We start from the raw sequence: 14,570 nt of genomic DNA on the forward strand, positions 1-14,570 counted from the left end.
TGACAGCAGAAAGCCAGGGGGCGCCGCAACCGCGGCGCCCCCTGGCTTTTCTGCAGATGATGGTCCGCCTATTTCCTGCCGATGAACCAATCCTGGAGCTTGCGCAGGCGGGCCTGCAGCTGCTCCTCATTGGCCTGCGCCACCGCCGGGCCACCACACACCTCACGAAGTTTGGTGTGCACTACTCCGTGCGGGGTCCCGGTACGGGCAGCCCACGCAGCGACGTTCTTGGCCAGCTCGTTCCGGAGATCCATGAGCATCCGGTGGTCAGGCACAGCGGGTGCAGCCGCAGCCGCCAGAGGTGACTGGCGTTTCTTACGCGACTGCTGATCGTGCTGGCGTTGACGCAGAAGTGTTCCCACTTGCTCGGCGTCGAGGAGCCCGGGAATACCCAGGAAGTCCAATTCATCATCGGAACCGATATCCGCTCCCGTGCCGAACTCGCCGCCATCGAAGAGGACGCGGTCAAACGACGCTTGGGAGTCCAGTGCTTCGAACTTGCCCTTGGTGAGCTCGTCTGATGCTTTGTCCTCACGGTTGGCCTCGGCCATGAGGTTCTCTTCGGGATTGAAGAGACCGTCCTCGTCCTTCTCCGGGCGGTCCAAAGCGTGATCACGCTCTGCCTCCATGGTGTTGGCGAGGATCATCAGCGGCGGCACGGACGGAAGGAAAACCGACGCCGTCTCGCCCCTCTTGCGGGCACGCACAAAACGTCCCACGGCCTGCGCGAAGAACAACGGCGTGGAGGTGGAGGTGGCGTAGACGCCGACCGACAGGCGCGGGACGTCAACGCCTTCGGACACCATGCGGACGGCCACCATCCAGCGCTGTTCTCCTGCGGAGAATTCCTCGATCTTGCTGGAGGCTTTGGAGTCATCCGAGAGAATCACCGTGGGCGACTGACCCGTGATTTTCTTGAGTTGGCCCGCGTAGGCCCGTGCGTCGTCGTGGTCCGTCGCGATGACCAGGCCGCCGGCGTCCGGCACCGTCCGCCTGACTTCGCTGAGGCGTTTGTCAGCAGCAGCCAGGACGGCGGGGATCCATTCACCGGTAGGGTTCAACGCCGTGCGCCATGCCTGCGACGTGATGTCCTTGGTGACCGCCGCTTCACCCAGCGAGGCCGCCATTTCGTCGCCGGCACTGGTGCGCCACCGCATCTGGCCCGAGTAGGCCATGAAGAGCACGGGGCGGACCACGTGATCCCGCAGGGCATTGCCGTAGCCGTAGGTGTAATCGGCCTTGGAACGCCGGATGCCGTCCCTGTCCTCAGCGTATTCAACAAACGGAATGGGTGAGGTATCCGAGCGGAACGGAGTACCTGTCAGTGACAGGCGCCTTGCGGCCGGATCAAATGCCTCACGGAGGCCGTCGCCCCAAGAGAGCGCTTCACCGCCGTGGTGGATTTCGTCCAGGATCACCAACGTGCGCGCCGCTTCAGTCTTGGCCCGATGCAGCATGGGCTTGCTCGCCACTTGCGCGTACGTGACGGCCACGCCAACGAAACCGCGACCGTGCTGGCCGTCGGAGTTCTTGAAGTTGGGATCGATCGCAATGCCCACCTTGGCGGCGGCATCAGCCCACTGCCGCTTCAAATGGTCCGTCGGGGCAACGATTGTGATCCGGTTGACCACGCCGCTGTCCAGCAGTGTGGTGGCAATGCGCAACGCGAAGGTGGTCTTACCGGCACCGGGCGTCGCCACGGCGAGGAAGTCCTTGGGGTTCCGGGTCATGTAGAGGTCAAGGGCCTCCTGCTGCCAGGCACGGAGCTTGGGCGCAGTTCCCCAGGCGGCCCGTTCCGGGTACGCCGGAGGAAGGGATGGACCGCCGAAAAGTGTTTCTGTCATGCTGGCTCCCCCGGCCTGATGGCAAAGACCATTACCTCCAGCCCGGCGGGAACGCCGGGCTGGAGGACACGGTAACGATCAGAAGGGACCTGTGTTCGCTTCCCACCCACTACTTGGAGTTGCCCGGGCCGCCGTTTTTTCCACCGTCGTTGCCGGGGCGGAGACCTTCATAGATTTCCTTGCACTCCGGGCAGACCGGGAACTTCTGGGGGTCCCGTCCGGGCGTCCAAACCTTGCCGCACAAGGCAATGACCGGCTCGCCGGTCAACGCCGACTCCATGATCTTTTCCTTGCGGACATAGTGGGAAAAACGCTCGCGGTCGCCGGGTTCCACTTCCTGGCGCGTTTCCTCGCGCTCAATGGTGGCAGTGGACGTTCCGGCTCCGGAAAGCTCGCGCATGGGGTCGTTTTCGAATGGATCCGGAGGAAGCGTAGTCATGCCAAACATCTTACCGTCTAGATCCCCTGCCACTCCGGCTTGTTGTCGTACGTGTGCCGATAGTAATCAGCCAACTTCAACGATGACGCGGCAGCCTCATCCACCAGGATTGTTGCGTGGGGGTGCATCTGGAGGATGGACGCGGCACAAATCGCGGCCACGGGTCCTTCCACGAAATCACGCACCGCCTGTGCCTTTTGGGCACCGGTTGCGACCAGCACCACATGCCGGGCATCCATAATGGTCCCCAGCCCCTGGGTCACTACGTGGTGGGGAACATCATCGATGCTGTCGAAGAAGCGGGCGTTGTCCTTCCGGGTCTGCTCAATCAGTGTTTTGATCCGGGTCCGGGAGGCCAAGGATGATCCCGGCTCGTTGAAACCGATGTGACCGTCGGTGCCAACGCCCAGGATCTGGAGGTCCACACCCCCAACGGCCTTGATGGCATCCTCGTAGTCCTGGCAGGCTGCCTCCAGATCTTTGGCGGCACCGTCCGGACCGTGCACGTTCTCCGGCTTGATGTTCACCCGGTTGGTGAATTCGCGCCGGATCACCTCGCGATAGGACTCGGGGTGTCCGGCCTCGAGGCCAACATACTCGTCCAACGCGAACCCGTGAGCCTGGCTGAAGTCCAGCCCTCCGGCATCGTAGCGGCGCGCGAGTTCGTCATAGACAGGCAGCGGTGAGGACCCAGTAGCCAGGCCCAGCACAGCATTCGGCTTACGACGGACCAATGCTTCAATGGCATCGGCTGCAAGCGCACCGATCTGCTTGGTGCCAGGGAGAATGACAACTTCCATCGTCACGGCCTTTCTTGGTAAGGGACTTTGAGCTATCTGACAGAGACGTTATCCCATGTCCCATCTATGGGCATGGTTGTTACGCGGCTAACGGTTCACACTGAGCTGCGCGAACATTTCCGGACCCCGCGCGTCCAACCATTTTCCACCGAGTCGGATGCCCACGATGAAAAGGATGACACCCAGAACAGGACCTGCCACCAAATTGATCCAGCCAGCCTCCGGCCCGCCGGTGAAAGCCTGGACTGCCACCAGCGCAAGTTCCGGAACCAGCAGGAGGGCCAGAAGGCCCATCCCCACCGCTTGGACGGCCAAAGTCTGGGCAACGTTTCCCGGCGGCTTCTTGAACGGGCTGTCGCCCGGCAAGGGAACGGCAATGTTGTAGCGGGCCGAAATGACTGAAGAAAGCCCCAGTCCGGTGAAGAGAGTCCCGAGGGACAATCCCAGGAGGTTGGGCAGCCACTGCCAATCCCCCGTCACGAAGAGCGGCCCCACAGTGAAGAGCAGAACTATCGGAAGCGATATGGCCAGACAGGCCAAAGCCCGCCCCAGCCTGTCGTCGACTCCCCTGACGCCCGACGCGAGGTGGAGGGCAAAAGCAGTGTTGTCGTAAGAGACATCAGCGCAGATGGACCATGCCATAACGAAAGCGGTCAGCGGACCCAGAATCATGAGCAAGCCATAGCTGCCGCTCTGTACGCCGCCGAAGTAGAACAACACAGGAAACATGGGAACAATCACCAGGGAAGCCGCATACCTCGGATCCTTCAACCAGTAGATCAGCGCCCTGGCAGCAACCGCGCCCGCCGGCGTCCCCGGGAGCAGGCCGAACAAGCCCAGCTTTCCGCCCTTCCTTGCAGTGCCTCCCGAGTATGCCGGCGTCACCAGCGCACGCTTCAGGAGCACATGCCAGCAAAGGAGGAGCACGGCAATGGTGGCCGCCGCGATCAGGAACTTCAGTCCAGCCGCAGCGGGATTACCAGAGTCGATCTCGCCGCCAAGGGACCAGGCCGCACCCAGGGGCGTCCACGACACCGTTCGGGCGAGCACCGGAAGGTAGTCGGCGCTCCCGCGGACACCATCCACCAAGCCCACCATCATGGGGCCCAACAGGATTAAGGGGATGAAGACAATGATGCTGCTGACGTCCTTGAAACGCCTCGAAGCCGCCAGGCCGGCTGTCGCCGTCGTGACCACTTTGGACAGCACGATGCACGTCAGCGCACCGAGGACGGCCCCCAGCAAGGCGCCGGTGACCGCCGGAACACTGCGCCACCAGGTTCCGACGGTTCCCAGAGCAGCAATCAAGGTAGCCAGGCCGGGAATGCCGATGAAGCCCGCAAGGGCAAGGCCCGTCAACAGTTGTTTGGAAGGTATGGCGAAGGTGGTGAACCGCGCGGGGTCCAGGGTCATGTCCGCCGCCGAAGCAACAAGCGGGATGATGGCCCACCCAAGGATTGTCGCCGCTCCACCCAATACCACTACGGTGTGGGCGATCTCCGGATCAGCCAACCGCAGTGCTATGAGGCCTCCAACCAGGAGGACCAGCAATCCCAACGCATACAGGAGCCCCAGGGCCATGCCCACCAGCTGCCACGGGCTGCGCTTGAACCCATTAAGGAGCAGGCGCCACTTGAGGCTTAGAAGGTGCGCAACCATTCCAGGCCCTCCGTCCGGTGTCCGCCGCCCACCAACTGGACGAAGCGTTCCTCCAACGTCGAGCCATCGCGGACCTCGTCCACGGAGCCCGCTGCCAGAACTCGTCCACCAGCCACCACTGCAACGTGGCTGCACATGCGCTGCACGAGGTCCATCACATGGCTGGAAACAATAACCGTACCTCCGGAGGCGACGTATCCCTCCAGGATGCCGCGGATGTTGGCAGCCGACACAGGGTCCACCGACTCAAACGGCTCGTCAAGGACAAGGAGACGCGGTGCATGGATGAGAGCGGAGGCCAAGGCGATCTTCTTGGTCATGCCGGCGGAGTAATCCACCACCAACGAACCGGCGTCGGCTTCAAGGTCAAGGGCCGCCAGCAACTCAGGAACCCGTGCACCAACAACGTCGCGGTCCATGCCGCGAAGGAGACCGGAATACGTCACCAGTTGCTCGCCCGTCAGCCTGTCAAAAAGGCGCACACCATCAGGCAGGACCCCCATGAGCTTCTTGGCCTCCAACGGGCGGGCCCATACGTCGACCCCATGGATCAAGGCTGTGCCAAAATCCGGCCTCAGCAGACCGGTGGCCATGGACAACGTGGTGGTCTTGCCTGCACCGTTGGGACCGACCATCCCGTAAAAGGATCCGGCAGGTACTTCCAGGCTGACGCCATCCACGGCGATCTTGTCGCCGAAGCGCTTGGCCAGGCCACGGATGGACAAAGCAGCCCGGGGCGCTGAAGCATTAGGCGCGCCGGAGGCCTGGGTTGCGGGGGTCTGTCCAGGGACCTGTGGCGGTGCGGGGAATTGTGGAGTCGGGGCATCCTGAGGTGGAGCGGACGTGGGCGTGGGTTCATGGCGTGGTTCCGTCATGTGACCAGCCTAACCTCGTCGCAGCGGAGCCGGATCCGGTTCTAGAAGCCGTGGCGGGGTACGGCCCGCTGGTATTGCGGAACCCAGGGAATGTCATGGCCGAGTTCGTACGCAGCCCTCAGCCACCAATGGGGATCGCGCAGGGCCGCCCGTGCCATGAACACGGCATCCGCCCTGCCGTTGGCAACGATGTCCTCGGCCTGTGCAGCACTGGTGAGGAGCCCCACCGCACCAGTGGGGACACCGGCGTCGCGCCTTATCTGTTCGGCGAACCCGGCCTGGTAGCCAGGCACGGCCCTGATTTTCTGGTGCGCCACAGCGCCGCCGGAAGAGACATCCACGAGGTCGACGCCGCGACCGGCAGCAGCGCGCGCCAGGCGGACTGATGCCTCAACGTCCACTCCCCCGTCAGCCCAATCGGTAGCGGAGATCCTCAACAGGAGCGGCATGGAGTCCGGGATGACGTCGCGGACCGCGTCCACCACAGTGAGCATGAGCTTGTTCCGCCCCTCCTCGTTTCCACCCCACCTGTCCGTCCGGGTGTTGATGAGGGGGCTTTGGAACTGGTGCAACAGATATCCGTGGGCGCCGTGGATCTCCACGGTGTCGAAACCGGCAGCAACGGCCCGTGAGGCCGCGGCGGCAAAGTCGTCCACCACGGCAAGGATGTCCTCTTCGCTCATGGCAGCAGGCGCGGCATAACCGTCAAACGGCTGGGTGGCAGGTCCAACGGTGCCCCACCCGCCGTCGGACGACGGCACGGAACCTGACTGATGAGCGAACGGCCAGTACGTCGAAGCCTTGCGCCCTGCATGGGCCAGCTGCGCGCCGATCCGGCACTCCACTGCGCCATGCCGGTGGACAAAATCGACAATGCGTTCCCAGCCCGCAGCCTGCTCATCGGAGTAAAGTCCGGCGTCCAACGGGCTGATCCTGCCCACAGCGTTCACCGCCGCGGCCTCACTCATGATCAAGGCGGCTCCACCTGCGGCGAAAGAACCGAGGTGCATCAAATGCCAGTCGTTGGGGACGCCTTCTCCGGTCCCGGGATGACAGCTGTACTGGCACATGGGCGAGACCCATCCCCGGTGCGGGATGGTCAGTGAACGCAGCTGCAGCGGGGAAAACAGCGCGGAAGGCACTAGAAAAGAACCCTCGCGAGTCCCTGACGGGCCTTGGCTACCCTCTCGTCCGATGTTCCGACGACCTCGAAAAGCTCGAGGAGCCGTACGCGCGCGGTCTCGCGTTCAGGACCGAAATTCCTGCCGATGAACGTAATGATGCGGCTGAAGGCGTCCTCGATGTGTCCCCCGGAAACGTCAAGGTCTGCAACGCCCAACTGGGCGTCCAGGTTGTCCGGTTCCCGGGCGGCAAGGTCACGGAGGCTCTCTGCCTCCGGAGCGGAAAGGTTCTCCAACCGGGCCATGAGTTCAACCTGGGCAAGTCCGGCTTTGGCGTCAGCGTCGGCTGGCTGTTCAAGGAGGGCTTGCTTGTAGGACGCAGCTGCTCCGGCGTAGTCACCGGCCTCGATCGCGTCGATGGCGGCCTGGTGCAGGGGCGGGAGGGGCTCAGGCCCGGCGTCTTCACCCTGGGCTGCGGCGTCCCCGATGCTACCGGTGACCCCGTTGGCGGCAGCTACCTTGAGGAGTTCGTCCACCAGGTCCTTGATCTGCGCGTCATCGGCAGGACCTTGGAAAAGAGGAACCGGCTGGCCTTTCACCACGGCCACCGCCGTGGGGACAGCCTGCACCTGGAAAGCCTGGGCCAGCTGCGGGAAGGCGTCGACGTCGGCCGCGGCAAGAACCAACCGCCCGGCGTAACTCGCCACCACGCGCTCAGCGGAGTCAAGGACTGCGGGTGATTCCGGTGCATAGCGCGACCAGAGAAGGAAGAGAACAGGAACCTGCGCAGACAGCTGCACCAGATCCTGGAAGTTTGTTTCGGTGGCATCCACGCGAAGGGGTGCCCTGCCGGCGCCACCATTGGTTTCATCACCGTTGGGGGTGCCGCCGTCGCGCGCAGCACCGTCCGCGGAAGCGGAGGCTGGCGGCGCGGGAGGTGCGGCCGGGCGGCGCAGTGACGAGAGGTCAACGGCGCCGCGAAGGTTGAGCTGGCTGGCAGCGGCTGGAGTGGGTCGGTATCCGGGCGAACTCATACCATCCACTCTAGCCGCTGCCCTGCAGCGGAATTGCCTATTTGAAGCTTGCCCCTACCAAGCCACGGGTGGCAGCTACGAGCTTCATGGGGTCAGCAGATCCTGCCGGCGGAATGTACACCGCCACGGACTCGGCGAAGTTCAGCACCATGCCGGTAGTAGTCTCCTTACCCCCGGCAAAGACGGCGGAATCGTCTTCAAGCAGGAGTTTGTCTCCTGCCGCCTTGGGCGTGCCCTCGAAGGCGAAGTCCAGGCGACCCACCACCAGCGCACCGCCGTCGGCAGTGCGCAGCACTACGGTCTGGTTGGGCACGGGTGTGTGGGTGAACTTGAATTTGGCGCTGGTCCCGTTCTTCACGGTGTCTGTCTGGTAGGCAAGGGCACCGGCGATGTACGGGGACGCCTGGCCGTCGGCCAGCTTGCTCCGGTTCGGGGAATCAGGCGTGGTCAGCATTTCAGCCAGAATGCCCAAGGCCTCGTTGCCGCTGTACGCCAAGCCGGTCTTGTCGGCGGCAGGCACAGGTTCGGTTCCTTCACGGGGAACCGGGAACGACGGGAAGTTGGTGCCCGGCTGGAGCGGGGCACTGCCCCAGAGCTTGTAGTTTTCGCGCGGCGAGAGCTGAACCAGCGTCAGGACCTGCGGCACAACGTTGCCCTCGCCCTGGGTCAGGGCAAAGACTGTACGCGGCCACTCGCGCTTGGTGCTGATGACACTGCTCTGGAGCTTGGTGGCCCGGACGGGCATACGGGCTTCGTAAGCCGACACAGCGGTGCGGACCTTGTAGTTCTGCGTACGGATCTGCAGTTCCATCTTGTCAACGCGGGGAGCCAGCTTGGCTGCATCCTTGGCAGCGTCAGCAGCATCAACCGTGCTGGCAACCTGTTCCAGGATCCGCTGCAACTGGGATTCCAGCAGCACGGGGGTGCCGCCTTCACCTTCGGCAGGAGCTGCGGCAGAAGAGGTGGGGGTCGCCTCAGGCGTGGTGGTTGCCTGGGCGGCGACAGCCGTGCCGCCTACCATGACCGCGGCCAAAGCGGCAGCAATGGCGGTCACCCGGAGCGCAGGGCCCTCGGTCTCCGGACCACGACGACGGCCGGCGTCACCTGACGTCGACTGGACGGGCAGCGTGGTAGTCTCCCCGCCATCATGCGGCTCGTCGTCCTGGCCGTCCTTGCGGCGGTTGGACAGGGCTTTGGCGATGAAGGGCAAAGCCGCTCCCACCAGGATGATGATGATGCCCAGTACGATCAGCGGCACGGCCCAAGGGGTGGTGGCGTTGTTCGGGAAGGTCATGGAAATCGACGACGGCGCAGGCTGGGTTCCGTCTGCGGCTACCAGCAGGGACCACTCGCCATCAGCAGGAGGGTTCCAGGTGTAGTCCAGCTCTCCGCTGGCGTCTTCGGTGCTGACCCACAGATCGGATCCCGCCGGGGAGGGGGCCGTTGCTTCGCCGTCCACCGAGGAGGCTTCCAATGACTTCTGGTCTGCTGACACGCCGGTCAGCGTGGTGTGGGCAGTCCCACCCACCCAGGCTTCAACGTCGTCCGGACGTCCGGTGGCGACCATGAAATTGCCTTCGCCCTGGATCTTGATCTTCACTGGCCCCTCATGAAGGGCAATCAACTTGGGGTCGATCACCGTCAACGGGGCAGCTTTGGTATCGCTGGGAACCGAGGCGGTTACGGTCTCGGAGGGGGCCCAGAAAGTCAGCTGGCCAATGCCGGCCAGCATCGTCAGCAGGCCCAGCAGCACCAGCAAGGCTGCAGTCTTCAAACGCACAGGATCACCTATCATCAGCGGTCGTTGAACTTCAAGGGTAACCGTTTTGTTATCAGAGAGTCAGATCGGGGTGATCTCCCCAACATCGGGAAAACCCCGCCATCGCGCCGCCCCCGCGGCATTCCGAGCTCCTGATAGTGTGGCGATGATCATGATAAACGGGCCTTTCAGCGCCTGAATCAGCCCTTTACCACTAATGAAAAGGCAGCAAAACCGCGTGAAAGACCACTTGGAGCCCCGTCCCACCGATGAGCCCGGGTCAAGTGCGGTGGATGCTTCCTCGGACGGCACCGCCGCAACGGTTCCGGTCCGCACCGGACGCCTCGCCGCCCTCGGGCGCAGGTTGAAGCAGCCCATTCCCGGAGCCCGCAACCGCGTACGGTTCGAAATGCCCCCCGAAGACGAAACAGATGAGGGGGCAGGCAGCCTCCGGCCCGAGGACGACCACGGCTTCGGAGCCCCGGGGCCTCGGATGTCATCCCAGCATCCCCTCTATGTGGGCTTCATGGGGACCGCCGGCGTCGGCATTGCCCTTGCAGTCTTCTACATCGCCAGCAACACCACCCAGCTCATCCTGTGGATCGTCGCCGCACTCTTCATAGCTCTGGGCCTGGACCCCGTAGTCCGCTGGCTGGAGTCCCGAAGGGTCCCCCGGCCCGCCGGCATCCTGATCTCCGTTTCAGCCCTCGTCCTGGCCGTGGCAGGGTTCTTCGCAACCCTGATCCCCACCATCGTTGAACAGGTTTCGGAAATCGTTCGCCAGGCCCCCGAATGGATCCGGGGCTTCCTCGACTCGGACTTCTTCCGCAACGCCGACAGCCAGTTCGGCGTCCGTGACCGGATCACCACCGAGCTGGATAAATTCGTCAAGGATCCCGAGGCCATGGGCGGCATCTTCGGCGGCGTGGTCGGCTTCGGCTCCACTGTTGCCAACGGCCTGTTCGGCTCGCTGATCGTGCTGGTCCTGAGCCTCTACTTCCTGGCGGCCCTGCCGTCCATGAAGAAGTGGGCCTACCGCCTCGCTCCCCGGTCCCGCCGACCCCGTGTTGAAGCTCTTTCAGAGGCGATCACCGATTCCGTGGGCAACTACGTGATCGGCCAGGCCTGCGTTGCTCTCCTGAATGCGATCTTCGCTTTCATTGTGATGACCATCCTGGGCATCCCCTTCAGCGTCCTGCTTGCCTTTGTGGTGGCCCTGCTCGCCTTCATTCCGCTGGTGGGCGGCATGATCGCCGCCGTGGTGGTCATCCTGGTAGCCCTCACCGCCGGGTGGCAGACCGCCGTTGTCTACGCGATCGCCTACTTCGCCTATCTGCAGTTCGAGGCGTACTTCATCTCGCCACGCATCATGCAACGTGCCGTGGCCGTTCCGGGCGCCGTGGCTGTGATCTCGGTGATCGCTGGTGGCAGCCTGCTCGGCGTCCTGGGCGCGCTGATCGCCATTCCCACGGCGGCCGCCATCATGCTGCTCATCAAGGAAGTGTTCATCATCCGCCAAGACCGGCACTGACCTCGTCCCCTGCCTGGTTCTTGTACAGATAATGCCCCCCAACCGCGAGGTTGGGGGGCATTATCCGTACAAGAACTCTTCGCTGCGGCGAACGGCCTACCCGTTCGCTACCGGACTACCCGTTCGCTACCGACCCCGCCCACTCGCGGGGCAGTCCGTCAACGCCGGCACCTGCGGGAGTGACGTCGTCGACGATTTCATTCAAGACCCGCGCCGCGTACTTCTCGCCCACCCACAGGTGCTTGGCGCCATCGACGCCGACAATCCGGGCCTGCGGCACCAAGCTGAACCGCTGTGCTGCTTCGGCAGGCTGCAGGTAGTCATCGTGCTCCGGTACCAGGACCGTGAGCGGCTTGCCGGAGACGGCCCACTCCTTGAGGTGGACATCGGTGGCGCGGTGCAAGGGCGGGGAAAGCAGCACTGCACCTTCGATCTCCGGGGCCACCGGCTCCACAGCGCCATACATCAAGGCAAGTTCGGTGCCGAAGGACCAACCGACGAGCCAACGGTTAGGCAATCCCCGCTCGACAGCAAAGCGAACTGCCGCTTCTACGTCGTAACGCTCTCCGATACCTTCTTCGAAGTGGCCATCGCTGGTACCGCGCGGCGACTGGGTGCCGCGCGTGTTGAACCTGAGCACAGCCACACCGGCCAGCGCCGGGAGCCTGTAGGAGGCCTTCCGGTAGACGTGGGAATCCATGAACCCACCGTGCGTGGGCAGCGGGTGGAGGGTAATCAACGTCGCGGTGACCTCCCCTGATTCCGGCAACGCCAGCTCGCCCAGCAGCACCTTGCCGTCCTCAGTGGTGAACTCCACATTCTCGCGGCGGGCGGGAAGGACCGTGGAAGCGCGGATCTCCGAGGGGACAGCCTGCGGGGTAAACACGAACGAGGCGGGGTCGAAAGTCATGGTTCCCAGCCTAGCGAATCAGCGGTAGCGGTACGTCCTGCCCGTCCAACAATTGGTGTGCCAGTGCCTGCGTTCGGCCAACCCGGCCGCTTGCCCGAACAGGTGGCTGTCGGACCACACCACCAGATGCGCGATGCCGGGAACGATGGCCGTGGAGCATCCGGGGCAGATGTACTGCTTCTCCGCTTTTTTGGCTGTCATGGTCCGGACCATCCAGTCACCATCCGGAGCACTTTCCCGCCGGGCAATTCCACCCCGTGCCCTTTCAAGGTCAAGCTCAGGTACCGGCTCGGCCCATTTGCCGCCGGCATTGCCGGAGCGTGTGCTGGACGCGTTGCGACGAGGGCGGTTGGAGCGGGGCATGCTTCCATTCTGCCCCAGCCACACTGTTGCAGATGCTGAGACGGTAATGTGGGGCGGGTGCGACTCGTCATAGCCCGTTGTTCTGTTGATTACGTTGGCCGCCTCAAGGCCCACCTCCCCCTCGCCACCCGGCTTCTGCTGGTCAAGGCCGACGGCTCGGTATTGGTGCACTCGGACGGCGGCTCCTACAAGCCGCTGAACTGGATGAGCCCGCCAGCCACACTCCGGGTGACCACGCCGGAGGAGACGGACGTGGAGGAAGGCGTAGTGGAACAGTGGACTGTCCAGTCTGCCAAGACCGATGACCGCCTGATCATCAACATCTACGAGCAACTGCATGACACCTCGCACGAGCTCGGTACCGACCCCGGCCTGATCAAGGATGGGGTGGAAGCGGATCTTCAGCGGCTCCTTGCGGAGCAGATCGAGACCCTCGGGACCGGCTTCTCCCTGATCCGACGCGAATACTTCACCGCAATTGGTCCGGTAGACATCCTGGCCCGGGATGCCGACGGCGCTACAGTGGCCGTTGAACTCAAACGCCGCGGCGACATTGACGGCGTCGAACAGCTGACACGGTACCTTGAGCTGCTCAACCGCGATCCCCTCCTGGCACCAGTGCGCGGCATCTTCGCCGCGCAACAGATTAAGCCCCAGGCAAAGGTCCTGGCCAACGATCGCGGGATCGCCTGCGTGACGCTGGATTATGACGCCATGCGGGGCGTGGATGACAGCGAGTCCCGGCTCTTCTAGCACTTCCCCGGGCTCATGTGCCGCAGGCCACTAGAATCGACATCATGACTGCCGCAGATCATTTGTCCACTTCTTCCGCGCCAAGCCACCAGATCATCAAAGGCACGATTGTCAGTGACGGCGAGGTGGTGGAGGACGGCCTTGTTGCCATCGAAGGCGACAGAATCGCCTACGCCGGAGCTGCGGGTGGCTTTGATCCGGAATCATTTGAAGGTTTCCGGAGCGCTGTCCGTTTGGGAGTCCCCAGCGGCAGCTACCTGATTCCCGGACTGGTGGATGTTCACTGCCACGGTGGCAATGGCGGCGACTTCCCTGGCGGTGAAGAGGCATCGGCGCGCAAAGCCGTCGACTTCCTGCACCGTTCGGGAACAACAACGTTCCTGGCCAGCATGGTGACCGCTCCCCCCGAGGACCTCCTCCGTGGCATCCAGCTGTATGTAAAGCTCGCGGATGAAGGCCTCGTAGCCGGAATCCACCTTGAAGGCCCGTTCCTGTCCCATGCCCGCTGCGGAGCCCAGAACCCGGACTACTTGCTGGAACCGGACCTGGACCTCATGGAGGAGCTCGTTGGCGCTGCCGCCGGCAAGCTGGCCACCATGACCTATGCCCCCGAGCTTCCTGGCGCGGCCGCGCTGGTGGACCTGATGACCTCCCACGGCGTCACTCCTTCGCTGGGCCACACAGATTGCGATGACGCCACGGCAACGGCGTCACTGGCCGCCGCCCGTGAAGGGCTGGAATCAGCAGGGTTCGACGGCGTCAGCTCACTTCCCACCGTGACCCACCTTTTTAATGGGATGCCTCCACTGCACCACCGCGCGCCGGGTCCCGTTGCTGCCTGCCTGCGGATGGCGCAGGAAGGAAAGGCTGTGGTGGAGCTCATCGCCGACGGCACACATCTGGATCCCAGCACGGTAGCCACTGTCTTCCAACTTGTAGGAGCTGCCAATATTGTCCTGGTGACGGACTCCATGGCCGCCGCAGGGCTTTCGGACGGCAGCTACATGCTGGGCCCCTCCCCTGTGACCGTCAGTGATGGTGTCGCCACGCTCGATGCCACGGGGTCAATCGCAGGCGGCACCGCCACCCTCCTGGAGGTTGTCCGCAAAACCGTAGCTGCCGGCGTCGATCTTCCCGACGCCATTTGTTCCGCGACGGCGGTACCTGCGGCTGTCCTTGGACTTTCCGACGAAATAGGCGGACTGCGCCGTGGCCTGCGTGCCGACATCGTTGTTACTAACGAAGATCTTGAACTCACTGGCGTGATGCGCAACGGCCAGTGGCTGTCACAGCGCTAATTGAATGAGCCGCGTTACCTTCTTTTTACCGAAAATTTTCCAGAATTGCCCAAAAGACCGTTGACCTCCGGCAGGGCACATGAAAGTGTTGTAGCAGTCTTTGTGTAGGTGGTTTTCATGCTCGCAAGACGAGTTGCGAGCGTGAAGCTCCTGCGAATCCAACCGGCATCCCCGGACGGAATCC

Annotated in this window: 13 protein-coding genes; 3 read left to right on the top strand and 10 right to left on the bottom strand. The window is 63.5% G+C overall.

The genetic code is table 11. The annotated features are described in order from the left end of the window. Nucleotides 1-68 precede the first annotated feature (68 nt). The 8 genes from ABQM86_RS13340 to ABQM86_RS13375 all read right to left on the bottom strand — a co-directional run bounded on the left by ABQM86_RS13340 (nucleotide 69) and on the right by ABQM86_RS13375 (nucleotide 9,567). Nucleotides 69-1,844, bottom strand: a complete 1,776-nt coding sequence (locus ABQM86_RS13340; protein WP_089595518.1) for a DEAD/DEAH box helicase — start codon at nucleotides 1,842-1,844, stop codon at nucleotides 69-71. Nucleotides 1,845-1,953: 109 nt separating this feature from the next. Then, a complete protein-coding gene (locus ABQM86_RS13345; protein ID WP_089595519.1) occupies nucleotides 1,954-2,292 on the bottom strand; it encodes a DUF3039 domain-containing protein in 339 nt (112 codons plus the stop codon). 8 nt (nucleotides 2,293-2,300) lie between these two features. Further along, on the bottom strand, nucleotides 2,301-3,083 hold the full coding sequence (gene nagB / locus ABQM86_RS13350) for a glucosamine-6-phosphate deaminase (RefSeq protein ID WP_089595520.1): 783 nt from the start codon (nucleotides 3,081-3,083) through the stop codon (nucleotides 2,301-2,303). Between the two features lie 87 nt (nucleotides 3,084-3,170). Further along, the gene (locus ABQM86_RS13355) at nucleotides 3,171-4,742 is read right to left on the bottom strand and encodes a transporter (RefSeq protein WP_369744643.1); all 1,572 of its coding nucleotides are present in this window, start codon (nucleotides 4,740-4,742) and stop codon (nucleotides 3,171-3,173) included. Then, nucleotides 4,724-5,617, bottom strand: a complete 894-nt coding sequence (locus ABQM86_RS13360) for an ATP-binding cassette domain-containing protein (protein ID WP_369744644.1) — start codon at nucleotides 5,615-5,617, stop codon at nucleotides 4,724-4,726. Before ABQM86_RS13360 ends, ABQM86_RS13355 begins: the two co-directional genes overlap by 19 nt. A 41-nt stretch (nucleotides 5,618-5,658) precedes the next feature. After that, nucleotides 5,659-6,759: an NADH:flavin oxidoreductase/NADH oxidase gene (locus ABQM86_RS13365; RefSeq protein ID WP_369744645.1), complete on the bottom strand. Its 1,101-nt coding sequence runs from the start codon at nucleotides 6,757-6,759 to the stop codon at nucleotides 5,659-5,661. After that, on the bottom strand, nucleotides 6,759-7,772 hold the full coding sequence (locus ABQM86_RS13370; RefSeq protein ID WP_280623077.1) for a tetratricopeptide repeat protein: 1,014 nt from the start codon (nucleotides 7,770-7,772) through the stop codon (nucleotides 6,759-6,761). Before ABQM86_RS13370 ends, ABQM86_RS13365 begins: the two co-directional genes overlap by 1 nt. Before the next feature lie 37 nt (nucleotides 7,773-7,809). Beyond that, nucleotides 7,810-9,567 (bottom strand): hypothetical protein, encoded by a 1,758-nt coding sequence (locus tag ABQM86_RS13375; protein WP_369744646.1) that lies wholly within the window; start codon nucleotides 9,565-9,567, stop codon nucleotides 7,810-7,812. A 202-nt stretch (nucleotides 9,568-9,769) separates the two neighbouring features. Between ABQM86_RS13375 and ABQM86_RS13380 the strand changes: the two genes are divergently transcribed. Further along, the gene (locus ABQM86_RS13380; protein WP_337339705.1) at nucleotides 9,770-11,062 is read left to right on the top strand and encodes an AI-2E family transporter; all 1,293 of its coding nucleotides are present in this window, start codon (nucleotides 9,770-9,772) and stop codon (nucleotides 11,060-11,062) included. A gap of 115 nt (nucleotides 11,063-11,177) precedes the next feature. Here ABQM86_RS13380 and ABQM86_RS13385 read toward each other — a convergent pair whose 3' ends face one another. Both ABQM86_RS13385 and ABQM86_RS13390 read right to left on the bottom strand, forming a co-directional pair. Then, entirely contained in the window at nucleotides 11,178-11,972 is a 795-nt protein-coding gene (locus ABQM86_RS13385; RefSeq protein ID WP_369744647.1) for an alpha/beta hydrolase, read from the bottom strand. Between the two features lie 18 nt (nucleotides 11,973-11,990). Continuing rightward, nucleotides 11,991-12,335: an ATP/GTP-binding protein gene (locus ABQM86_RS13390; RefSeq protein WP_207593897.1), complete on the bottom strand. Its 345-nt coding sequence runs from the start codon at nucleotides 12,333-12,335 to the stop codon at nucleotides 11,991-11,993. A gap of 57 nt (nucleotides 12,336-12,392) precedes the next feature. Here ABQM86_RS13390 and nucS point away from each other — a divergent pair, with 57 nt between their 5' ends. Together nucS and nagA are read left to right on the top strand one after the other, a co-directional pair. Next, a complete protein-coding gene (gene nucS, locus ABQM86_RS13395; RefSeq protein ID WP_280623080.1) occupies nucleotides 12,393-13,088 on the top strand; it encodes an endonuclease NucS in 696 nt (231 codons plus the stop codon). Nucleotides 13,089-13,132: 44 nt separating this feature from the next. Continuing rightward, nucleotides 13,133-14,386: an N-acetylglucosamine-6-phosphate deacetylase gene (gene nagA / locus ABQM86_RS13400; protein ID WP_369744649.1), complete on the top strand. Its 1,254-nt coding sequence runs from the start codon at nucleotides 13,133-13,135 to the stop codon at nucleotides 14,384-14,386. Nucleotides 14,387-14,570: the final 184 nt, after the last annotated feature.

The organism is Paenarthrobacter sp. AMU7 (assembly GCF_041200195.1).
Classification (GTDB): Bacteria; Actinomycetota; Actinomycetes; order Actinomycetales; family Micrococcaceae; genus Arthrobacter.